This window comes from Stygiolobus azoricus (genome assembly GCF_009729035.1).
Lineage (GTDB): Archaea > Thermoproteota > Thermoprotei_A > Sulfolobales > Sulfolobaceae > Stygiolobus > Stygiolobus azoricus.
Map to the genome: position 1 here is coordinate 1,749,008 of NZ_CP045483.1, position 21,735 is coordinate 1,770,742.

General features: G+C 37.9%; 29 protein-coding genes, 1 tRNA gene and 1 other RNA gene. 22 read left to right on the forward strand and 9 right to left on the reverse strand.

All coding sequences use genetic code 11. The annotated features are described in order from the left end of the window. Positions 1-8: 8 nt before the first annotated feature. The 18 genes from D1868_RS09570 to D1868_RS09655 all read left to right on the forward strand — a co-directional run bounded on the left by D1868_RS09570 (position 9) and on the right by D1868_RS09655 (position 13,206). Positions 9-803, forward strand: a complete 795-nt coding sequence (locus D1868_RS09570) for a DNA-directed RNA polymerase subunit D (RefSeq protein ID WP_156007663.1) — start codon at positions 9-11, stop codon at positions 801-803. Then, positions 800-1,156, forward strand: coding sequence for a 50S ribosomal protein L18e (locus tag D1868_RS09575; RefSeq protein WP_156007664.1), 357 nt, complete (start codon positions 800-802; stop codon positions 1,154-1,156). Before D1868_RS09570 ends, D1868_RS09575 begins: the two co-directional genes overlap by 4 nt. Continuing rightward, positions 1,153-1,614 carry a 50S ribosomal protein L13 gene (locus tag D1868_RS09580; RefSeq protein ID WP_156007665.1) on the forward strand — a complete coding sequence of 154 codons (462 nt, stop codon included), beginning with the start codon at positions 1,153-1,155 and terminating at the stop codon, positions 1,612-1,614. The genes D1868_RS09575 and D1868_RS09580 overlap by 4 nt, the downstream gene beginning before the upstream one ends. Next, entirely contained in the window at positions 1,607-2,023 is a 417-nt protein-coding gene (locus D1868_RS09585; RefSeq protein WP_156007666.1) for a 30S ribosomal protein S9, read from the forward strand. Before D1868_RS09580 ends, D1868_RS09585 begins: the two co-directional genes overlap by 8 nt. Before the next feature lie 6 nt (positions 2,024-2,029). Then, positions 2,030-2,230 (forward strand): DNA-directed RNA polymerase subunit N, encoded by a 201-nt coding sequence (locus tag D1868_RS09590; RefSeq protein WP_156007667.1) that lies wholly within the window; start codon positions 2,030-2,032, stop codon positions 2,228-2,230. Between the two features lie 10 nt (positions 2,231-2,240). Next, positions 2,241-2,918 (forward strand): 30S ribosomal protein S2, encoded by a 678-nt coding sequence (gene rpsB, locus D1868_RS09595; protein WP_156007668.1) that lies wholly within the window; start codon positions 2,241-2,243, stop codon positions 2,916-2,918. After that, positions 2,915-3,775 (forward strand): AmmeMemoRadiSam system protein B, encoded by an 861-nt coding sequence (gene amrB, locus D1868_RS09600; protein WP_156007669.1) that lies wholly within the window; start codon positions 2,915-2,917, stop codon positions 3,773-3,775. The genes rpsB and amrB overlap by 4 nt, the downstream gene beginning before the upstream one ends. Then, a complete protein-coding gene (locus D1868_RS09605) occupies positions 3,768-4,433 on the forward strand; it encodes a hypothetical protein (RefSeq protein WP_156007670.1) in 666 nt (221 codons plus the stop codon). Before amrB ends, D1868_RS09605 begins: the two co-directional genes overlap by 8 nt. Then, positions 4,426-5,538, forward strand: coding sequence for a type 2 isopentenyl-diphosphate Delta-isomerase (gene fni / locus D1868_RS09610; RefSeq protein ID WP_156007671.1), 1,113 nt, complete (start codon positions 4,426-4,428; stop codon positions 5,536-5,538). The genes D1868_RS09605 and fni overlap by 8 nt, the downstream gene beginning before the upstream one ends. Continuing rightward, positions 5,535-6,521, forward strand: a complete 987-nt coding sequence (gene gds, locus D1868_RS09615) for a geranylgeranyl diphosphate synthase (protein ID WP_156007672.1) — start codon at positions 5,535-5,537, stop codon at positions 6,519-6,521. Before fni ends, gds begins: the two co-directional genes overlap by 4 nt. Further along, positions 6,521-7,525 (forward strand): MraY family glycosyltransferase, encoded by a 1,005-nt coding sequence (locus tag D1868_RS09620; RefSeq protein ID WP_156007673.1) that lies wholly within the window; start codon positions 6,521-6,523, stop codon positions 7,523-7,525. Before gds ends, D1868_RS09620 begins: the two co-directional genes overlap by 1 nt. 181 nt (positions 7,526-7,706) lie before the next feature. Next, positions 7,707-7,809 (forward strand) — tRNA-Ser (locus D1868_RS09625). Positions 7,810-7,879: 70 nt separating this feature from the next. Beyond that, positions 7,880-8,965, forward strand: a complete 1,086-nt coding sequence (locus tag D1868_RS09630; RefSeq protein WP_156007674.1) for a zinc-binding dehydrogenase — start codon at positions 7,880-7,882, stop codon at positions 8,963-8,965. Beyond that, a complete protein-coding gene (locus tag D1868_RS09635; RefSeq protein WP_156007675.1) occupies positions 8,962-9,588 on the forward strand; it encodes an HAD family hydrolase in 627 nt (208 codons plus the stop codon). Before D1868_RS09630 ends, D1868_RS09635 begins: the two co-directional genes overlap by 4 nt. A gap of 22 nt (positions 9,589-9,610) precedes the next feature. Beyond that, positions 9,611-9,918: signal recognition particle sRNA (ffs, locus tag D1868_RS09640), an RNA gene on the forward strand. A gap of 152 nt (positions 9,919-10,070) precedes the next feature. Continuing rightward, entirely contained in the window at positions 10,071-11,849 is a 1,779-nt protein-coding gene (locus tag D1868_RS09645) for a cbb3-type cytochrome c oxidase subunit I (RefSeq protein ID WP_156007676.1), read from the forward strand. Positions 11,850-11,914: 65 nt separating this feature from the next. Beyond that, positions 11,915-13,000, forward strand: a complete 1,086-nt coding sequence (locus tag D1868_RS09650; protein WP_156007677.1) for an oxidase — start codon at positions 11,915-11,917, stop codon at positions 12,998-13,000. A 5-nt stretch (positions 13,001-13,005) separates the two neighbouring features. Further along, positions 13,006-13,206: a hypothetical protein gene (locus D1868_RS09655; protein WP_156007678.1), complete on the forward strand. Its 201-nt coding sequence runs from the start codon at positions 13,006-13,008 to the stop codon at positions 13,204-13,206. Here the strand turns inward: D1868_RS09655 and D1868_RS09660 are convergent. Both D1868_RS09660 and D1868_RS09665 read right to left on the reverse strand, forming a co-directional pair. Further along, positions 13,203-13,931 carry a TatD family hydrolase gene (locus tag D1868_RS09660; RefSeq protein ID WP_156007679.1) on the reverse strand — a complete coding sequence of 243 codons (729 nt, stop codon included), beginning with the start codon at positions 13,929-13,931 and terminating at the stop codon, positions 13,203-13,205. The two genes, D1868_RS09655 and D1868_RS09660, sit on opposite strands and share 4 nt — an antisense overlap. Before the next feature lie 67 nt (positions 13,932-13,998). Further along, positions 13,999-14,163, reverse strand: a complete 165-nt coding sequence (locus D1868_RS09665) for an AbrB/MazE/SpoVT family DNA-binding domain-containing protein (protein WP_156007680.1) — start codon at positions 14,161-14,163, stop codon at positions 13,999-14,001. A 252-nt stretch (positions 14,164-14,415) separates the two neighbouring features. On the opposite strand from D1868_RS09665, the gene lrs14 reads away from it, so the two are divergent. Then, positions 14,416-14,856: an Lrs14 family HTH-type transcriptional regulator gene (lrs14, locus tag D1868_RS09670; RefSeq protein WP_156008010.1), complete on the forward strand. Its 441-nt coding sequence runs from the start codon at positions 14,416-14,418 to the stop codon at positions 14,854-14,856. Here lrs14 and D1868_RS09675 read toward each other — a convergent pair. Genes D1868_RS09675 through D1868_RS09695 form a run of 5 tightly spaced genes read right to left on the reverse strand, consistent with a single transcriptional unit; the run spans position 14,832 to position 18,950 of the window. Further along, complete coding sequence (locus D1868_RS09675; RefSeq protein WP_156007681.1) at positions 14,832-16,091, reverse strand: amidohydrolase; 1,260 nt, start codon at positions 16,089-16,091, stop codon at positions 14,832-14,834. The genes lrs14 and D1868_RS09675 overlap by 25 nt on opposite strands. Beyond that, positions 16,061-16,732, reverse strand: coding sequence for a diphthine--ammonia ligase (locus D1868_RS09680; RefSeq protein WP_156007682.1), 672 nt, complete (start codon positions 16,730-16,732; stop codon positions 16,061-16,063). The genes D1868_RS09675 and D1868_RS09680 overlap by 31 nt, the downstream gene beginning before the upstream one ends. Continuing rightward, entirely contained in the window at positions 16,729-17,196 is a 468-nt protein-coding gene (locus tag D1868_RS09685; protein ID WP_156007683.1) for a class I SAM-dependent methyltransferase, read from the reverse strand. The genes D1868_RS09680 and D1868_RS09685 overlap by 4 nt, the downstream gene beginning before the upstream one ends. Before the next feature lie 22 nt (positions 17,197-17,218). Beyond that, positions 17,219-17,815 (reverse strand): molybdenum cofactor guanylyltransferase, encoded by a 597-nt coding sequence (gene mobA / locus D1868_RS09690; protein WP_156007684.1) that lies wholly within the window; start codon positions 17,813-17,815, stop codon positions 17,219-17,221. After that, entirely contained in the window at positions 17,790-18,950 is a 1,161-nt protein-coding gene (locus tag D1868_RS09695) for a molybdopterin molybdotransferase MoeA (RefSeq protein ID WP_156007685.1), read from the reverse strand. The genes mobA and D1868_RS09695 overlap by 26 nt, the downstream gene beginning before the upstream one ends. Before the next feature lie 39 nt (positions 18,951-18,989). Between D1868_RS09695 and mobB the strand changes: the two genes are divergently transcribed. Genes mobB through D1868_RS09710 form a run of 3 tightly spaced genes read left to right on the forward strand, consistent with a single transcriptional unit; the run spans position 18,990 to position 20,918 of the window. Beyond that, entirely contained in the window at positions 18,990-19,508 is a 519-nt protein-coding gene (gene mobB / locus D1868_RS09700; RefSeq protein WP_156007686.1) for a molybdopterin-guanine dinucleotide biosynthesis protein B, read from the forward strand. After that, on the forward strand, positions 19,480-20,202 hold the full coding sequence (locus D1868_RS09705; RefSeq protein WP_156007687.1) for a CBS domain-containing protein: 723 nt from the start codon (positions 19,480-19,482) through the stop codon (positions 20,200-20,202). Before mobB ends, D1868_RS09705 begins: the two co-directional genes overlap by 29 nt. A gap of 14 nt (positions 20,203-20,216) precedes the next feature. Next, positions 20,217-20,918 carry a class I SAM-dependent methyltransferase gene (locus tag D1868_RS09710; protein WP_156007688.1) on the forward strand — a complete coding sequence of 234 codons (702 nt, stop codon included), beginning with the start codon at positions 20,217-20,219 and terminating at the stop codon, positions 20,916-20,918. Here the strand turns inward: D1868_RS09710 and D1868_RS09715 are convergent. Together D1868_RS09715 and D1868_RS09720 are read right to left on the reverse strand one after the other, a co-directional pair. Next, positions 20,899-21,309 (reverse strand): hypothetical protein, encoded by a 411-nt coding sequence (locus D1868_RS09715; RefSeq protein ID WP_156007689.1) that lies wholly within the window; start codon positions 21,307-21,309, stop codon positions 20,899-20,901. The two genes, D1868_RS09710 and D1868_RS09715, sit on opposite strands and share 20 nt — an antisense overlap. Beyond that, positions 21,282-21,710: a hypothetical protein gene (locus D1868_RS09720; protein ID WP_156007690.1), complete on the reverse strand. Its 429-nt coding sequence runs from the start codon at positions 21,708-21,710 to the stop codon at positions 21,282-21,284. The genes D1868_RS09715 and D1868_RS09720 overlap by 28 nt, the downstream gene beginning before the upstream one ends. Between the last annotated feature and the right edge of the window lie 25 nt (positions 21,711-21,735).

A 21,735-nucleotide genomic window follows, 5' to 3' on the forward strand; every position in this document is an offset into this window, starting at 1 on the left:
GTTTTACTATGTCTATTTCAGTACTTCGTAAAGATAATCTTTCTTTGTCATTAATAGTCTCAGAGTATCCTCTAGAGTTTGTAAATTCCATACGCAGAGCTTCAATGTTGTTTGTACCCACAATGGCGGTAGATGAAGTATATTTTATAGAGAATAACAGCCCCCTTTACGATGAGATTTTAGCACACAGGTTAGCTATGATTCCATTTACATCTGACGAGGCTTTAGAGCATTATCGTCCACCTGAAGAATGTGTGGACTGCAAGGAAAATTGTGATGGATGTTATTCTAGAGTATATTTACAAGTTGAAGGTAATGACCAAGGCTCTATAATGGTATATTCTAAAGACCTCAAATCCGAGGATCCTGCAGTAGTTCCTATAAACGACTCGATTCCTATAGTACTGTTAGGTCCAAAGCAGAGGATATCACTTGAAGCTAAACTTAGGCTTGGATACGGTAAAGAACACATTAAGTATAGTCCGGTTTCAGTTGCTATCCTGAGGTATTATCCTAAGGTTGAAGTCTTGGATAATTGTGAAAAAGCAGTAGAAGTTTGTCCGGAAAGAGTATTCGCGACAAAGGACGGTAGGGTTGTAGTATCAAATGAGCTTGCTTGTACCTTATGTGAAGAGTGTCTTAAGTATTGTAAGGGTAAAATAGAAGTATCAGCAGTAGAAGGAAAGTACATACTTGAGATCGAGTCAACCGGCAGTTTGAAGCCAGAGAGAATTTTAATAGAGGCAAGTAAAAGCTTAATACGTAAATTAAATGAATTAAAGGGCAAGTTAGAGGTTGGATGAAAATGGCAAGCACGAACGTTATGCTAAGAAAGCTTATATACACTCTCGAAAAGCAAAAAAAGAACCTTTGGTTAGCGGTAGCTGAAGAACTTAAAGCTCCTAGTAGAAAAAGAGCTTACATTAACTTATATAAAATAAATAAGCACACGAAACCCAATGATATTGTGGTAGTACCTGGTAAAGTATTAGGTATAGGTTCACTCGATCATCCAGTTACTGTTGTAGCATTGTCCTTTTCTAAGTCAGCCAAAGAAAAAATTGAGAAAAGTGGGGGTAAAGTTATGAGTTTGTATAAGGCAGTTCAGGAGTTAAAAGACTTTAAAGGTAAAACCGTGAGGTTGATGAAGCAATGAGTGAACAAGTTCAGAAGAACCAAAATGAAGTAATAGTTAATGCAGAGAACCAGATTCTAGGAAGAATGGCAACTCATATTGTGAAACTCCTTAAAGAAGGAAAGAAGGTAATAGTAGTTAATGCAGAAAAGGCAGTAATAAGCGGTCCTAAATCTAGAGTTATACAAGGTTACAGCCTCTTGTTCACTGTTAGGACTATGCAGAACCCTGCAAAGAACGGTATAAGAAGACCTAGAAATCCTGTAAATATAGTGAAGAGGACTGTAAGGGGTATGTTACCTAAGAACAGAATGGGTAAACAATACTATAAGAACCTAATTGTGTATATAGGTGTTCCTAAGGAGTTTGAAGGTAAGCAGACGATTAGGTTCGAGGATGCTGATGTGAGCAGATTAAAGGGTAAATATATAACTGTAGCGGAATTATCTAAAGCCATAGGAGGTTATGTAAATGGCTGAGCAACAAAAGACTGTTATAATTACGTCAGCAAGAAGAAAAATGGCAAGAGCTAGGTGTTATCTAACTTCAGGTAAAGGTAGGGTCTATATAAACGATACCCCCTTGGAAATTCTACCGATAGAGGTATTTAGAATGAAAATAATGGAGCCTTTGTTACTAGCAGGACAGAATATAGCATCCTCGATCGATGCCAGAATATATACTAGCGGTGGAGGAGTAATGGGGCAAGCGGATGCTGCTAGAATGGCTTTAGCTAGAGCTCTAGTTAAGTTTACTGGGAGCAAAGAGCTTGAGCAGATATATAAAGCCTATGATAGGACCATGCTAGCTGGCGATCCAAGACAGACTGAGTCAGAAAAGTGGATGAGATACAGTGCGAGAAGATGGAGGCAGAAGGCATATAGGTGAAGTGTTATGATTATTCCGATTAGATGTTTTACGTGTGGCTCTGTAATTGCCGATAAGTGGGAGCCCTTTATAACTCGAGTCTCAGCAGGAGAGGAACCAGGAAAAGTGTTAGATAGTTTAGGAGTGAAAAGGTATTGTTGTAGGAGAATGCTTTTATCCCACGTAGATATAATTAAGGAGGTCATACATTACACCAGGCCGATTTGAGGTGGAGAAGATGAGTGAACAAGAAAAAGGTGGTCAATTATCTGAGGAGGAGAGGGCAGAACTTCAGAAGACAGAGAAAGGTCAACTAATTGAGTTATTAGTGCCTCTAGATATGTATCTATCATCTGGAGTTCATATAGGGACGCATACGTGCACGGCTTACATGGAGAGATTTATCTATAGAGTTAGACCGGAAGGTCTTTACGTATTAGATGTCAGGAAAATCGACGAAAGATTAAGGATAGCAGCTAAATTCCTTGCTAAGTTTTCACCTCAAGGGATATTAGCCGTAGCTTCAAGACCTTATGCATATACTCCTACTCAGAAGTTTGCGCAGATAGTTAGAGGTAAGGCTATAGTAGGTAGATTCCCGCCAGGAACTTTAACTAATCCATACCTATCTAACTATATAGAGCCAGAAGTTTTAGTTATAACAGATCCAAGAACTGATTTGCAAGCAATTAAAGAAGCTTCAAAGGTAGGCATCCCTATTGTAGCCTTCTCAGATACGGATGCTAAAGTGGACTTTATAGACGTGGTTATACCCGCAAATAACAAGGGTAGGAAATCGCTGGCATTACTTTATTGGGCTTTGGCTAGACAAGTATTAAGAGAGAGGAAGGAGATACCAGCTGACGGCGATATACCAGCAAGGGTCGAAGACTTTGAGACGAGGCTGGCGGAATGATAAGAATACCAGCAGTTGCTGGTGCATTTTATGAGGCAGATCCCGAGAGACTAAAGGAACAGATCAAGGGATGTTTTTTACATCCTTTGGGTCCTGGAGAATTACCATCAATTCCTAAAGAAAAACCTCAGAGAAGAGATAATTTATTTTTCATAGTCCCCCATGCAGGTTACATGTACAGTGGACCGGTCGCAGCACATTCCTATTACTATTTAGCACGAGAGGGTAAACCGGACACAGTTATTATACTGGGCCCCAATCACACGGGCTTAGGTTCTTTTGTATCAGTTTGGCTTAAGGGACAGTGGAGGACTCCTTTAGGTGAAGTTAAAATAGACGAGGATATTGCTATGGAATTAGTGAGGCTAACGGGTATTATTGATATAGATGAGAAGGCCCATTTGTACGAGCATTCTGTGGAAGTTCAGGTTCCTTTTCTCCAATATTTGTTCGATTCAGAATTCAAAATAGTTCCGATAGTTATAATGATGCAAACGCCCGATGTTGCGGAAATGTTAGCAGATGGTATATACAAGATAATGAAGATATACGAGAAAAAGAAGGATATTGTAGTGATTGCAAGTAGTGACCTAAACCACTATGAACCTCATGATAAGACGATCGAAAAGGATAATATGGCGATAGCTGAAATTGAGAAACTTGATTATAAAGGTCTTTTCAAAGTTGTTGAAGAGAAAGACGTTACTGCTTGTGGTTATGGGCCTATAATGACTGTATTATTACTAGCCAAAAAATTCGGTAAGAAACCGTATATATTGAAACACGCAACTTCCGGTGATACTTCTGGGGATAAATCAGCAGTAGTAGGTTACTTATCAGTGAGGTTCGGTGATTAGTCTTCCTATACCCCTTTTCGGAATACCCCTTAAGGGTATAAATAATCCCATCCTAGTTGTGTTCTCTGAATTTAACGTGAACGTTACAAAAGACGGTAAGATGAAACTACCAGAGAAATTTTACGATTTATTCGAAGAGGCTACAGGGTTTAAGTGTAATATATCCTTAGCATTTGATAAACATGTTCCCTACTCTTCCTCATACATATACTTGTCGGATCTGTATTTTAGAAGGAGCGTAAAGGAATGTGAGATACCGATATCAGAGGAAGAGATCCAAGACACATTATTAATGATAGATGACGCTCTTTTTGACTCGGAACTGATCAGAGCTCTTAGGTATGCGTTTAAGGTAGGTGTTCCCGTTCTGTATAGAGATGAAGAAGAGCCCATAAGGCTATCGTTACCTAACTTCACCTCTACTTATCTCTTCAGTTATCCAGTAGACCTTTCCTCTGTGCGTTATATAGATAACTCTTTAGTTCATTTAATAGGGATGATTCCGTTAGATTTTGTAGAAACCAGAGATCTCAATTTACTGTATGTCGAGAACGGTTTGTGGGAGTCTCTATATGGAATTCCATTCGTGACCAGAAAGGGTTGGAAATTAATATGGGATTTAAATTATGTTACAGCAATAGATGTAAGGGGTGCCTGAGATTACAATAAGTAACAGAAAAATAGAGCACGTTGAGATCTGCCTTTATGAGAAAGTTGAAGGATATACTTCCACATTACTGGAAAACGTGAGGCTAGTTCATCAATCATTGCCTGGTTTTTCGCTCTCTGATGTAGATACGTCAGTAATGTTTTTAAAAAAGAGGATGTCAGCACCAATAATCGTCACCGGAATGACTGGAGGAACCCCGGAGTTGGGGAGGCTAAACGGGCTCATTGCAGAGGTTGTTGAGGAGTTCGGCTTAGGAATGGGAGTTGGTAGCCAAAGAATAGCTATTGAGAAGAAGGAAACTAGAGAGACTTTCTCTATTGCAAGAAAATTGGCACCAAGTGCCCCTATCATTGCTAATATTGGGGCTCCTCAGCTGATGAAAGGTTATGGTATAAAGGAAATAGAGGAAGCCGTTAATATGATAGAGGCTGACGCAGTAGCGATACATTTTAACCCTGCACAAGAGGTTTTTCAACCTGAGGGTGAGCCTGACTATTCTATGGAAATTCTATATAAATTAAAAGATATTTCACGTAATTTAGGGGTTCCGGTAATAATAAAAGAGACTGGTTCTGGGCTTTCAATGGAAGTTGTATCGTTATTTTACTCTAACGGTTTTAGGTATTTTGATGTGTCAGGACAAGGAGGTACAAGTTGGATTTCAGTCGAAATGTTCAGAGGTGAGAGAAAAAACAACTGGAAGACCGAAAGTGCTAGACTTTTTTCTGATTGGGGAAATCCTACAGCCGCGTCAATTGTAGAGACCAGAATTAGCGCTCCAGACGCCTATATAATAGGTAGTGGGGGAATCAGAAACGGCCTGGATGCAGCTAAAGCAATAGCCTTAGGTGCAGATATAGGGGGATTTGCATTACCAGTACTGAAAGCTGTTATGAGCGGAAAGGATTCCTTGAGAGAATTTCTGAAAAAGAGTATTTTTGAAATAAAGGCAGCAATGTTCCTAAGTGGTTCTAAGACAGTCTCCGATTTAGCTAAAGCCCCTCTAGTTATAACGGGTGAGCTGAAAGATTGGCTTGAGTCAAGAGGGATAAGCTTATCTACTTTAGAGAGTGTTAGAAAGAGAAGAAAATGATTGATGCGTACTTCAATGAGATCCTGAAGGATATTAACGCTACGATAGCTAATTACATTAAAGGTAACGTCAAAGAGTTATACGAAGCGTCTTATTATCTCTTTCAAGCTGGAGGAAAGAGATTAAGACCGTTAATGTTAGTCGCTTCTTCTGATCTCGTCGGTGGTGAAAGGATACGAGCGATCTTAGCTGGCTCTGCCGTAGAAGTATTGCACACCTTCACGCTTATCCACGATGACATAATGGATCAGGACACACTCAGAAGGGGGATGCCTACCGTTCATGTAAAATACGGAGTGCCTATGGCAATCCTTGCTGGAGACTTATTACATGCTAAGGCTTTTCAAATTCTTAACGATGCTCTCTCGGGAATGGAGTCAAATCTGATAACCAAAGCTTTCCGCATTTTCACTGACGCTATTCTGGTAATCTCTGAGGGTCAAGCCCTTGATATGCAATTCGAAGATAGAAAGAGCATAAGTGAAGGAGAATACCTAGATATGATTAACAGAAAGACCGCTAAACTGTTCTCAGCGTCTACAGCTCTAGGTGCATTGATAGGAAAGGCAAGCGATGATGTTGTAAAGAAACTGGAAGACTTCGGATTATTACTGGGAATATCATTTCAAATTGTTGATGATATATTAGGTCTTACAGCAAATGAAGAAGAATTGGGTAAACCATTATACAGTGACATTAGGGAGGGCAAGAAAACTATTCTTGTGATAAAGGCGTTAGAAATGGCTAATGAAGAAGAAAAGCGAATAATTCTACAAAACTTAGGGAATAGGAACGCCTCTAAGGAGGAATTAAAGCAAACTGCGGATATTATAAAGAAATACTCTCTTAATTATGCTTATGAATTAGCCGATAACTACTATAAGCAAGCACTAGACAAATTAGATTCAATAGAATGGAAAAACGAATTAGCGGGAAAGGCTTTAAAATATATAGCTGAATTTACCGTAAAAAGGAGAAAGTAATGGAATACATAGAAAGGTCGTTTTTCCCGATAATACTTTCAATAGTAGTAGCTTTTCTAATTACCATTATATCAACTAAGTGGGTTATTGAGGAATCCAAAAAGAAGGGTTTTGTAGGAAAAGATATCAATAAACCTAATACGAGCGAGGTACCAGTGTTGGGAGGAATTGGAATAGTAGCGGGTTTCATAGCAGGCTCTTTTACATACTTAGTTAGTGATATAGACTTTTCCGGCTATGTTTCGGAAGTGGATAGGACAGTAGTTTCAGTATTAATCTCCTCGCTGGTTATAGGGTTTTTAGGATTACTAGATGACATATTTAATTTAAGACAGTCTATAAGGGCTTTCTTACCAGTTTTCGCTTCGGTTCCACTAGCAATATACAGTATCGGGCACACAAAAATATCAATACCCTTTTTAGGAATAGTCGACTTCGGGGTTTTATTTTACGTGTTAATTCTACCGGCTACACTAACAATAACTTCAAACGCTTTCAACATGTTAGAGGGTCTTAATGGATTAGGCGCAGGAATGGGTCTTATAATGGCATCAGCATTAGCATATATCGGTCTCAGATCAACTGGTCCTTCTTTTCACTCAGGAGTATTGGCACTAATTATGGTATTTGTACTTCTAGGGTTTCTCATCTTTAATATGTACCCGGCTAAAGTATTCCCGGGAAATATCGGAACTTATTTCATAGGTTCCGTAATCGGTTCAATAGGCATCGCGGGTTTTATGTATACGGCATTATTTTTCTTATATATACCATATGTGTTTGAATTCATACTCAAAGCTAGGACCAAATTTAAAGGAGTATCCTTTGGAAAAATTTCCCGTGAAGGTTATTTATACTGGGACGGTACACCTAATTCCCTTACGCATGTAGTTATGAAAATGGGAAAATTTAAGGAATATCAAGTGGTTATAATATTATGGATTATTGAACTGATATTTGCTATATTAGCAATAGTGTTTCAAACGACAGTGATCAGGATATGAAGTATTGCTATTTGTTTAAGTGTTCTTTAATTGAATAGGTAGTCAAGTTAATGATTTTTTAGTGTGTTAAATAGGTGCCTTAGTCCATTACAACTTCATAAAGAACAATTAGTTTAAGTGTCTATTCAGCTAGAGGCTCGGAACTAAACTCTTTTATACTCTAAGGAAGATCATAATAATTGCCGGGGTCGCCTAGCATGGTAGGGCGGCGGCCTGCTAATTTGGAGAGTTGAAAGCCGCTGGGGTTACTCCCCGCGCGGGTTCAAGTCCCGCCCCCGGCGCCATTTTGGGTTCTTTTAACTCATGATTTTTACAGTTATCAAAACTTTTTACTTACTTAAAGTAGTTTATCTTATGCGTGCGGCTGTTCTCTTCAACTACAAGGAGCCGTTAACAATTCAAGATATTCAGATAGATGAACCTAAAGATAACGAGGTCTTAGTACAAATTACAGCTACCGGTATGTGTCATTCTGACGTTAATGTATTTGTAGGTGCTACTCCAGTCCCACCTCCAGTAGTGGCAGGTCATGAAATAACCGGAGTAGTCAAGAAAGTGGGAAGAGGTGTTACGAGGGTAAAGGAGGGTGATAGAGTAGTATCAGCTTTCATTCACCCGTGCGGAAAATGCAGAAATTGCATATCAGGAAAGGAAAACCTATGTGAGACACAAGCCTCAGTCAGGCTTAAGGGTGTCATGTTTGATGGCACTACGAGATTAAAGTTGAAGGACGGTAGAGAAGTTCACATATTCTTAGGTGGGGGTTTTGCCGAATATGCGATAGTTCATGAGAACGCGTTAACCGTTGTTCCTAACGATATACCCCTTGAAAAAGCTGCACCTCTAGGGTGTGCTGGAATAACTGCTTATGGTGCAGTAAATAACGCGAAAATTGAGCCCGGGGAGACAGTAGCTGTAATTGGAGTTGGTGGAGTAGGTCTTTCAGTGATACAACTGCTAAAGGCAAGCGGAGCTGGAAGAATAATTGCATTAGGTACCAAGAAATGGAAGCTTGAAAAAGCCATGGAGTTAGGAGCTACTGATGTTATTAATACTAAAGAATCTGATCCAGTAAAGACCTTAAAACAGATTACGAACGGAGGACCTGATGTAGTTATTGAAGCTGCGGGTACTCAGGAAACTATTCAAATGGCTGTGGATGGAGTGAGAATAGGTGGAAGAGTTGTCTTAGTTGGTTTACCCCCAGTTTCAGCACAAATCCCCTTAAGGATTGCCTCTATAGTTAGAGGAGGAATCACGATTATAGGTAATTACGGTGGTAGGCCTAGAGTAGATATGCCTAGGCTACTGGAGCTAGTAAGGTTAGGGAAGTATGATCCTAGCAAACTGGTAACTGGTAAGTTCAAGTTAGAAGAGATCAATGAAGCTGTGAAGGTATTAGAAGAGGGCGAAGCTATAAGGAGTTTAATTGTACCATGAGGATTTCCGCTGCCATTTTCGATCTTGATGGAACTCTTGCTAATACTGCCTTAATTCATAAAGAGGCATGGGAAATAGGGCTAAAAAAGTTAGGAATTGTTACGAATGTAAAAATCGAGTACTTGCTAGGGAGAAAGACGTCAGATATAGCTAAATTGCTTGCAGGCGAAAGATGGAAAGAACTAGTCGAAGTAAAAAATAAGGAGTATCTACATCTAGTAGAGACAAAAGCGGAAGCTACGAAATGCGCGAAAGAAGTTACTTCTTATTTAATTCAAAAATTTGTTAAAATAGCTGTTGTTACTTCATCTAACAGAATCTCAGCTACGAAAGTCCTAAGTAAAATAGGAGTAAATTACGATGTTTTAGTCACGTCTGATGATGTAATGAAAGGAAAACCTGATCCAGAGCCGATAGTAACCGCACTAAATAGTCTTGGTGTCATGCCGCATGAAAGTATCGGAGTAGGGGATACTGAAGTAGATGTAGAGGCTTACTATAATTCACGGCTTTCTCGGATATTTCTCGTGAAGTCTGGCGTACCTTTTAGCGAGGAGAAGGTCAGGTCTAAAAACGCGATAATAATAGATTCTTTGTGTGAGCTGTTTGAGTTAATTTCTTAATCTTAAGGGATAAATTAGTAGATGGTCGGGGAGGGTGGGGGGTCTAGCCAGCCCCTGTAACCCGCATGGCTTAATGCGGGCACCAGTAACTCCCATACCATAATACCTGTTACCTCCAGATCCTAGCCTAACGATGAGTGCCGCCCGATGGGGCGAGATAGTTGCGGGTCTTCCCTCTGGAGGGAGGGAAGATACCGCATTGGCCGGGGGAATCGGCCAGGTCCGGAAGGGAGCAACCGTGCCCGGCTATCCGCGTTCATCGGTCACCGGCATGAGAAGGGCTAGGGAAAGTCTGGGGTAATAAGGGTTATGGTATGGGAGAGCCGACCGCTGCATTTTATTTTCCTTTTTATCTTTTCATTATTATTATTAGAAAAATAACAAATTATTTTGAATTAAACTTAGTTAATTTAAACTTGTAGGGTTTTACATAAGTAAATTTATAAAATTTTAATATTATAATGATAGCTGAAGTGACGCATATGGGTCTAAGGAATTTTATTGTTGCACTTTTCCAGTTAGACAAGGATTGGACTACAAGAATAGTAATGGGAATGCTAGTAATGGGTGTAATATGGGGATTGTTAGGTGTAATAGACTCTTTAATGGTTAGAATCCAAGAGAGTATGTGGACTACTTTTGGTGTGTTACCATTAACTCCACAAGAATACTACGCAAGCATAACATTACATGCTGAAAGAGATCTGTTCGGATTTGCACAACAAGTAATTTACGCAATCATCATATACTTTACGATTAAACTGTTAAACCTACAACCTAGAGCAAAGTGGCTGCTAAATCTGGCATTCATAGCGCTTAATATATCTATGATGTTCATGGAAGGCCCTATTTTAATAGTAAACCAACAAGGATTTGACAACTACTTCTCCGCTACTTCTTGGTACTACTTATCTCCTATAGGAATACCAGGTTATTCTCTCTATGTAGTTAGTCCGTTCTTCTTCATAGGATGGTTACTAAACGACGCATTCGTTTATCTTGCAGGAATATGGATCGTTTATCACTACTACCTAGCATCAAAGCAAAGTAAAGAGAAATTACCAGTTCCGCTAGTATTCTTCTTGATGATTATATTACTATTCATGATAGGTTATTCTGGAGTAACTGTAGCTGATGTATGGGATATACTAGCGTTTGCTGGTCTTGTAGGCTTAAATGCAATAGCTAATCAAATCGCATTCTGGATATTTGGCCATGCTGTAGTTTACATGGCATGGCTTCCAGCAGTAGCTGCAATGTACCTATTAATACCTACACTAGCTAACAAGCCTTTATATAGCGATAAAATGGGTAGAGTGGCCGCTGTACTATACTTAATATTTTCTAACAACATTCCAATTCATCACTTATACATGGTTAACTTGCCGATTGATCTTAAAGTACTTCAGGAGATATTAACATATGCGGTAACTGTACCAACTTTCATGACATTCCTTAACCTCTTTGCTACTGTAAAGGGCGCTGATGTGAGGTGGAACGTGATAACTGCCTTTACAGTAACTGGCTGGGCTGGCTCGATATTTGCCGGTGTAACTGGAATCTCTAATGCTACAATTTCAGTTGACGCAATAATTCACAATACGGATTGGGTAGTAGGTCACTTCCATGCAATGATTTTGTTAGGTATAGTACCAGAGGCTATGGCAGTCCTATACTTCATGTTGCCAATGATGACCGGTAGGTCTTGGTATTCTATTAAAGCTGCATGGACTCATTTCTGGGGTTATTTAATAGGTTCAATATTGTTTGTCATAGGCATGGAACTTGAAGGTCTAGATGGTATATTAAGAAGAGCTGAGATAATACCCAGAGTCCCATACTTAACTGATGCTGTGAACTTAGCTACTGCAGGTGCTCTTATAGCTCAGTTAGCCACTTTAGTATGGTTCCTGAACCTCGTAATGACATTAGTTAAAGGAAAATTGCTGAGAGCTGAAGGCTTAGGCTTAGGTCAACTGATCAACACTGTAGCAATGCAATTAGATTGGTCTAATACCGGCATAAGTTTAAGAAGTCTTGAAAATAGATTAAATATGAGATTTATGAGAAAAGCTTTATCAACGTGGTGGGGTCTTGCAATATTCGGAGGAATATTGATCATAATAAGTGCTATACCTCTATTGCTGGTCGGTGATGCATCAAATCCATCTAATCCATTAGAATGGACCTGGATTTCTTTATTAACACTTGGTATCATTTTAGCTGGTGTTAGCTCATTAAAGGCAGCTAACACAGTTTAAAGGGAATAGTTACTTTTTATTATATGAAGTTTATTTTAAAAGTTGTAAAAAATTGGGGTGATTGAATGGTTAGTAAAGAACAATTCGAATGGATTTGGACTGGATTTGCTATTGTACTTCTGGCAATAGTTGTAGTTACTACATTACCTCAAGTTTTTACAGTAGGTGGAGATGCAGCAGTAGTAACTCATGATATTCCGAGTAGTATTCCTCCCTCTGATGTTATTGCCACAACTGTAAATGCAATGCAATATGTATTTACTGTTAGCGAGCACGGGGGCGGTATAAACTCTGAATTAGTATTACCTAATGGTTCAACATTATCGTTCTACTATAATTTGATGGTAGTTCATCCAGGTCAATATCTTAATATGACAATGTATGCTGTTACGGGTAAGACTGCGACGGAAAACATGTATATACCAGTATATAACGCTAAATATGTAGTTGATACCCAGATTGTTCCAGGCTTAACACAGTATGCTGTGTGGTATGCCGGAAATGTTAGCGGATATCCAATAGCCTGTGGAGCTTATGCCTTTTTGGACGGTGAATATAATGGTCCTTGGTTCTCTTATCAGGTAGGTGAAATATTAGTGATTCCACAGTCTGGTTACGCTTCTCCAGCAGCAATCCAGAGGTATATTACAGCGTCAAATATTGCTCATACAAGTGCTTTGGTTGGTGATCCTTATAATCCACCAATAATAGTTGAGAACACTCCAAACCCTATACTTACAGTTGTCTCTGATAAATATGCTGCATTTAACGACAGTATACCTGGGCCAACATTTGTAGTTAATGCAAATTCTACTGTAACAATGAACATAATAATTCCAACTCCATCTGGAGACCATAACTGGCTATATAACTATTCAACTACTGGTGTAGCTTCTCCCATGACGGACTTGTATGTTGATGTGTATGCCGTATGGTGGAATGGTACTATAACTCCAGTTGCTACTCCTCAGAACATACAGTACAATACTCCTATGACATTCACCTTCACTGCTAAGGCTCCAGCTTATGTGTATGGAATAATTTATCCAGCATTCTACAATTACGATTTAGACGGGATGTCTAATTTACTTACTGGAGAAGATATGGGTTATGTTATGTCCTTATGGGGAAGTATTATTGTTGAGGGGTGAGATAAATGGTCAGTTTCTTTAAACTCTTAACTTTAGGATATGTCTTAGCTATAGCAGGGCTAGTATGGGAGATAACTGAAATAACTTTACATGCTGCTGCAGTGCCCTATGTATTGCCGTTTACTATATCGGCGTTTATAGGGTTTATTGCTTACTATCTATTCGTTTACTTCGCTCCAACAGAGGAGAAGGAGTCTAAACACTAAGGTAAAATTTTTTCTTCAAAATTTTTCCTTATTCTTTGAATAACTTCTTTCTCTTCAATTTTCTTTAATTCGCTTATCTTTTTAATTGTTAAAGACACGTTACAAGGTTTATTTCTTATGTACTTTTCGGGACCGAGAAATGGGGAATCGGTTTCCGTTACTAGATAATCTAAGTCGATCTCTTTTACTACCTCTTGTCTGTATTTATCTCTTATTAGTACTGGAGGTACTGAAATAAGACCCCCAAGATCAACTATTCTTTTTGCGTCTCTAATGCTGCCTTCATAAGCATGAATAGCAAAACGAACCTTGTAAGATGGTAATAAAGACAATAAATCATTCATCCCTCCTCTGACATGGATTATAGCAGTTTTTCTGTGTTTTTCGGCTCTCTCTAGAAAGAGAGAAAGAATCTTAATTTGCTTCTTTCTTAATTCGCTATCCTTTATCCAATAATAATCAAGGCCTATTTCGCTTATGATTTTAGCGTTGTTTGTTAGCTCCAAACATTTCTCTATCTCATTTTCCTTATCTTTAATGAATTCAGGATGGAAACCTACAGCAGCTATAATGTTCTTATATTTCTTTTCTAGTTCTAAACTTCTAAGATTACTTTCAAGGTCTACTCCTGCATTTACAATTGTTATTTCACATTCATTTACTATCGCATCTCTATCCTGATCAAATTCCTTTGAGTCTATATGAGCATGGACATCTATGTACATAAATAGACATGTATAGGAGCAATAAAAATGATTTATGAAAAAGAATGTGTTATAAAGAATAAAGATATTACTTCCAAGGTTCCTTAAGCACTTGTATCTTTACTACGTTTTCGTTTTCGTCGTAGATCACTCTAACTAGATCTCCTTCTTTTATCTGGAATTTTTGCCTTATTTTAGCCGGTATTGTCACCTGATAGTTACGTGAAACTTTAACTATTTCCTCTACACTCATTTAATTTACCTCCGATTTATCATATTAGTGCACTCAATTTAAAACTTTACTATAGTGATGAAAAGTCAGATTTAAAAAGATCATTAATAATACCACAAACAAGAGTAGAATTAGTTTTGTATAATAACTCTATTTTAATAATCACTGGCATAATTTATGAATAGAAAGTATATTAGTCTTGTATTATGAGAAAAATTTTATTGTGAAAAAATATAAATACTTGCATGATAAGAATCATAAATTGTGATACAAATGTCTCAAACACATATTTCTGGTGCTAGAGTAAAGCTACCTTCAGGAAAAGATGCGGGGCTAGTAGATATACTATCTTTCTGCTATGGACTATCCGAAACAGACGTACAAGTACTAGTTGCCTTGGCTAAGGCTGATGCTAAAGGGACTGAGGATCTTGAGGAAGATCTAAAGCTCTCAAAGGCTTCGATCAACAGAAGTTTAAATAAATTACTCGAAATGGGTCTTGTTATGAGGATAAAGGAACCTGGAAATAAGGCCGGGAGGCCAAGATATCTGTATAAGACAAGAGGATATAAGGAACTCAAAGAGAAAATCCTTGAAGATATAAGGAATTGTGCCGAAAGTATGGCAAAGCTTGTAGATCAGGAGTTCAGTATCTCAGAGACCTCTGAAGATATAGCGAGTGCTAAAAATCAGGGATTTGTAGAGTCTAAATAGCTATTTTCGAGTAATTTTACCTTCTCAGCTAAAATTCTCAGGATATTGTCCTTATCGTGAATGATACCGTTAACTATCACCTTACTTACGTATCTGCCGTCTACATAGTAAACTAAATGAGAGAAAAGTTTGTCTTGTGAAAGAGGGTAAACAAAATGACTGTCAATCAGAACCAAGTCACCAACGTACCCTTCCTTTATTAACCCTCCTTTAATTCCCAATAATCTATAGCCGTTTATTGTACTAGACTGGAATAGGTCAATTGCTTTGGTTTCCACATTCCAATACATCTGTCTCTGAAGTAATACGCCGATTTTCATTTCCTGAAACATGTCTAGTGAATTATTACTTGCTGTACCGTCAGTTCCCAAGGTAATGTTAATACCATTTTTTAGCATTTCTTTAAACGGAAAGCTACCTCCGGTGGCGAGTTTCATGTTCGATGTAGGACAGTAAGTAACGGTGGAACCATTCCTCTTAATAGTCTCTATTTCCCAGCTCGCTACCCAGCCTAGATGAACCATCTGAAGTTTCTGGTTAACTAATCCAAGTTTAGCTAGATACTCGACGGGAAATAAGCCATTTCTCTTCTTAATAGTATAGAGTTCTTTTCTGGTTTCTGATACGTGTATATGTATCCAAGTTTGTAGCTCTTCAGCTAACTGTTTTGCAATTTTCAGAGTATTTTCCGACACAGCGTAAATGCTATGTACGTTAATTATGGGTACAAAATACTCGTTCTTTTTTAATCTCCTTTGTTTTTTATCAATCTCATATGGGTCGAATAAACTATCTAAAAAAGTGTATCCTGCAAAAGCTCTTATCTTATACTTCTCAGCTAGTTCCGCTACTTGATCTGGGTTAAAGTACATATCTACAAAAGCTGTCGTCCCATTCCCTAACATTTCGAGAATAGCGAGCTCACTTCCAATTTTCATTAGCTCTTTTGTGAATTTGGTTTTCTCAAATTCCCATATCTTGTTTAACCAATCTTCGAGTTCAGCATCATCATAATAACCTCTTAGGACTGTCATCGGAGAATGAGTATGTGAATTTACCAGACCGGGGATTACAATGTAGTCAGAGCAATCTATCTCGTCTCCTTCTAATTCCCTACCGACACTTTTAATGATACCATTCTGAATTACTATATTCTCGCTCTTTCTTATCTCACCGGTAGGGTTTACAATATACCTGCAGTTCCTTAACGTATATGTGTTATTACGAATCTCCACTCGTATTCACTTATCTTAATTTTCTCGCCTTCTATCTTTAATTCTCTCTTAAAAAGTGGGGCATACACTACGAATGTCTCGGCCTCTCCTCCCTCGAAAGCCGGATTGAAACCGTATTTTTCAGCTGCTTTAATTATAGTCTCTACGTCTTGACTTTCTATAACTTTACCAACTAGTTCAAATGGAAAGCCGTAAGCAGAGGCGGATGTTATAATAAATTTAAAACCGTTTCTTATTAACTCCCTCATATACTCCTTTTGATCTTTCCTCCACAGGGGGGAGTAGGTTTTCAGTCCAAGTTCTTCCGATATTATATTAATGTTTAGCCTTTGGTAATCCGAAAGTAATGCCCCCGTTATTATTCCATCTATCCCTTTTACCTCTTTAGCTAATTTTAAAGCTTGTTTTAGATCTTCCAATTCCTTATCTTTTTCTCCAGATGTAGGATATTGGATTATGTCCAGGCCTAGCACTTCAGCTTGATATTTAGTAAACTCAACATTAGGGACTTGAAACATCCACGAATAATCCTTTTTCGGAAGGAGAGTTATAAGACAAGTTACTTCAAAACCTTTGAATACACCCCAATGAAGTGCAAAAGTGCTATCCTTTCCACCAGAGAAGAGAGTACAAACTCTCATAGCTCATAACAATATATCGTGTGTTCTGTAGGCCCTAATATACCTTCAGCCGTAACTCTTCTTTTTTCAACTAGTCTTAAGTTCGGATATTGAAAATCATTAGAGGCAATTCTTAGTCCTTTTTTACCATTCTGAATTATTAATGGTTCTAAAAGCTCGTTTGTCCTTGTTGATAAGTAAGAGACTAGTATGTCTGCTTTTGGTAGTAAGATCGGGGCTAGAGTTAACATATCTCCGCAAATTATTTCAAATTCTCTATTGTTATTTTTGTAAGCTTCTCTGCATAGTTTTCTATCGATTTCTACTCCTACAGCTAATTTTACATTAAATTCCTCCTTAGCTATTTTCAAAATATTTCCTATTCCAGCACCTAAATCTAGGACAACGTCATTTTTACCAGCCTTTACACACCTCAACATTTCCCTAGCGACTTCGTATGGTGTTGGTACAAACGGAACTAACACAAGTAATAATAATTAGGGAACCTTAAAAAGACGAGAATATTAATCTACTTTCACTTGCCATGATATTCCTAATACTGAAGTTTAGGTCTAACCATGTGTTAACGTTTTTTACTGCTAGTAAGTTTATCTTATTTAATTCCAGCTCACGTGTTCCAACTAAGTATGTTTTCTTGCTTAAAGAGAGTAAATCCATCATCCTCTTACACTTACTCAAATTCTGGCGAAGAAAACTTGTACTGTAACAAGCCAACAAGGGCTGGGGCTCGTTAACTAGTACAATCGAGATGTCGAACTCAGTCTTACCGCATAAGAACTCAGCTAAATTGTGTGTTACGAACGGAAAATCGCATCCCGTGACGAAAACTTTTTCAGATTTGACGTATTGAATTCCAATCTCAAGCCCCCTAACTGGACCCTTCCGCACATGATCTATGATCTGCCTTCCGTTCAGATTTGCTCTTAACTTATTAGCAATAATTATGGGATTACTAAACTCTTTGCTAACTCTCTGGAGAAAAGTAATACCGTTAAACTCGTGATCGCACTTATCTTCTCCAAACCTCTTAGATTCACCACCGGCTAATATAATCACGTCAAATGAGGAATTGCTGTAACTCAACGGTTTCTCCTCTTTTATATGTTTTACCTCTAGTTAATATACCAAAAGCGTTTGCCTTAGCAAGTTCACTATAAAGACCTGTACCCCACCTCAATGGCTTTGCATATACTCCCTCAGTTCTGAATAAGAAGACGGAATCCATCTTGTGCTTTACGCTTATATCCTGATCAAGGAAATAGTAGGAGAATTTCCTCACTTCTTTTCCTATCATTCTCGATAATATATGTAAACCGTGCTCGTGGAATACTGTGATTGCAGAAACCACTTGCCCAGGAAGGTTAATTACTGGAATGTCTCCTATCACACCTACACCTCCTCTTTTTATTACGTTTACAGCAACTCCTTCAAATAACAATGAACCCATCTCCCTTATTACTTTCTTTGAGTAGTCCTTGTCTCCCATTGAAGACCCGCCAATGAGGACTATATAGCTGCATTCCTCCGAGAGTTTTTTCATAGCGTTAATGATCTCTTCTTTATTGTCCTTGATGACACCAAAGTACTTACTTTCTCCGAATTTCCCTAATAAGTACAGAAGAATAGGTGAAATAGAATCAGGGATCTTTCCATTTTCATAATAAGGTACTATCTCGTCTCCTGATGCTATGACACAACTTTTCACATTTACTACATTTATTTCTCTGATCCCTTGTATTGTTAGAATTCCTAGATGGTAAGGAGTTAAAATTTCTCCCTTACTTATTATAAGGCTCCCTTCCGATATGTCTTCTCCAACAAATTTAATGTCCTTTCCTTCGAACACTTCCTCTACAAACTTGACCCTTTCGCCCATTATTTTACTAGCTTCGATTCTTGCTACTGCGTCTGCACCTTTCGGTATGGGGGAACCGGTAGTTACATAATACGCTTCTCCTTCTTTCAGTTCTGGAATTTCAGAAGAGGAGGGGTGAAGTGAGCCTACGATTTTTAGTTCTCCATATTTCTTGTAGTCGCTAACTCTAAATGCAAAACCATCCATGGCAGAGAGGTTTGTATCCGGTATATTCTTAATTGCATATACGTCTTCACCTACTACCTCGCCTACGGCATCATATATGCTTTTTCTCTTAGTAGGAGCTTTTCTGAAGTCAGTATTATCTATAAGCTTTCTCGCTTCGCTTAACGGTATTAGCATTTATTTTAAAATATGATTGGTTGAAAATAAAAGTTAATTATGAATAAATGCATAATTCAGGTAATAGGAAAGAAGGACTCAGGTAAGACTCTAACGATAGAAAAAGCAGTTAAGGAATTAAAGAGCCTTGGGTTCTCTATTGCTGTAATTAAGCATTCTCACCACGAGATCGATCTTCAAGGCAAAGACACTTTCAGGTTTTGGGAGGCAGGATCTGATTATGTGGTATTTCTTAACCAAAAAGGCATAATAATGGGCAGGTTCAGCGTTAAGGATATATTAGAAATAATCCCCGCGGATGTCATCTTAATTGAGGGTTATAAGGATGAACAGTTTGGTAGACTCTTTGAGATCACCAAACCGGAGGAATCCGATCTTATTTCACGAAAAATAATTGATTACGTTAAAGAATGCACTACCAAAAGTTATACTCATCGGTATAAATTGGTAGGCGACAGTGGAAAGGAACTCGACTTTAAGGATCCGCGTGTATTAACGTTATATAATTTAATGAGAAGCTTAAACTTAAGTGAAGTTAGGATTGATAAAGGGTCATGATGTAATAGCGATAACAGAGGAGTCATATATTACAGATGCCATATTTTTTATGAACACAAACAGGATAAGAAGGATTGCTGTGCTACGGGATAGGGAGATAATAGGTCTGTTCACAGTAGAGGAAGCGTTATACCACATCTTATATAATGAGGCAGATGAGAGGCTTAAGGAGGCAAGGCTTAAACCTGTCATAAAGTCTAACCCATCGTTAAGTGAGATAATTAGGGACATGCTAAGTAACAAAGTAGATGCAGTATTTATAGAAGGAGATGGTGGGCTAAAGATCGTTACATATAAGGACGTAATAAAAGAGGTAAAGTGGGATAACGCACATGATAGTATATCTTCAATATCTAAACAAGCTATCGTAGTACCCCCTTATGCTAGGATCAGGACAGCAGCTAGTGTTATGATAAATAACGGAATTAGGCATGTTCCCGTATACGAGGGGGATTTGTATGGGATAGTATCTGCAAGGGATATTGTGTACGGTTATCCGGAACTGGACTTAAATAGTGATGTAAGTAAGATTATGATCCCTGAAGTTTACAATGTCTCGGGAAATACGCCAATTAATGTTGTAGTTAAGGATTTATTAAGACTAAATATAGGTAGTGCTATTGTGAATAAAAGAGAGATCGTAACTTTAAAAGATCTAATAGAATATGCCTCAAGAAATTTAATAAAGGAATAAAGGTTAATTAGATTATGCTTAATCTTTTTCGCTGTCCTATTGACGGCTCACGCTTTAAGGACAAATGGATTTGTGAGAACGGTCATTCGTTTACGGAAATAGATGGGATAATAGACTTCATGAATGACGAAAAAGTCGAGAACCCTGACATATTAGAGAAAGTAGCAGGGGTTTATGAGCAATTATGGGCTCCTATTGGTATGTTTTTAACTTCTGGTGGGAAGACATACTCGTCTATAATGAGAAGCACAGGAGAATATGTATCAGGAAATCTTGTAATTGATATAGGAACTGGTACTGGAAAATTATTCGACTATACTAAATGCGAAGTATGTATTGGAATAGATATTTCGACTAAATTTCTGAGAATTCTGAAGAGAAAAAGAAGTAATGTAATAGCAGTTAGAGCTAATGCAAATAGATTACCCTTTAATAACGAGATAGCTGACGGCATATCGGCTATGTTTGTCTTGCATATGATCCCTTCGAAAGCCGTAGTGTTAAATGAAATTTTCAGAGTGTTAAAGGGAAAAGGTAAGTTTGTCTCATCTGTATTGACTAATAATAATTCGTTCAGTAGGTTTCTTGCAAAATGGTGGAAATTAGAACTGTTTTCAGTAGACTATTATGTCAAATTATTAAAGGAGGTAGGATTTGAAAAAATAGAATATCAGAAAATCGGTGCTTGGACTTTATTTAAATGTGCCAAGCCTTAAATAGGCTCAGGGAGTACAGTAGAAAACTTACACCGTTTAGAGCATTGAGCATTATTAAGATAGGACTTGTATATAGGAGAGAGTAAGCTAATACATATATTCCGAATGTTAGGAAGAACAGAAATATCGCAATATTGGTAAATGAGGAGAACTCTCCAGACCCCGTCATTAGAGAGAAAAGTTTTGTACTACCTGTTATAGAGTAAAATAACCTTTCTATACCAAAAAACAGCCCTAAAAAGTAAAACGGATAAGGATTTAACGTATATAGAACCTCCGTAAACGAGACGTGAACTTTTATAATTAACACTAGCGATGTAATGAACATTAATGTGCCAATGAGGAGATTTAATCCTCTTTTAGTTATTCTGTCAATTGTTGGATTGGCCATGCTAATAACCCCACCGGTGTTTGACCTAACTCGATATCCAGTAACTCACCTAAAAATATTCCCCCTAAAGTTCCTAGAATTAATCCTGCAATACCAGCTAATTGATAACCTAATAACGCACCTAAACTCCCACCAGCTACTTTGCCTAAATACTGGTCTTCTATTTTGTATATTTTAGCGAAGTCATAGCCACCGCTCTTTCCTTCCTTTGATAATAAATAAGCAAAATCCATAATTGCTTCTTTCACTTCATTTATATCATTACTTCTATAGACAGCTGTATATTCTTCAATTCCTCTATCCCTCTTAAAGTAAATTGGAATAAATCCAGATTTTGAAAGTGTTTTCAATGAATTTGTAAATTTACCATTACTATTAACTTTAAAAATCACTTTATACATATACTGTATTCTACGTTTAGTAGTA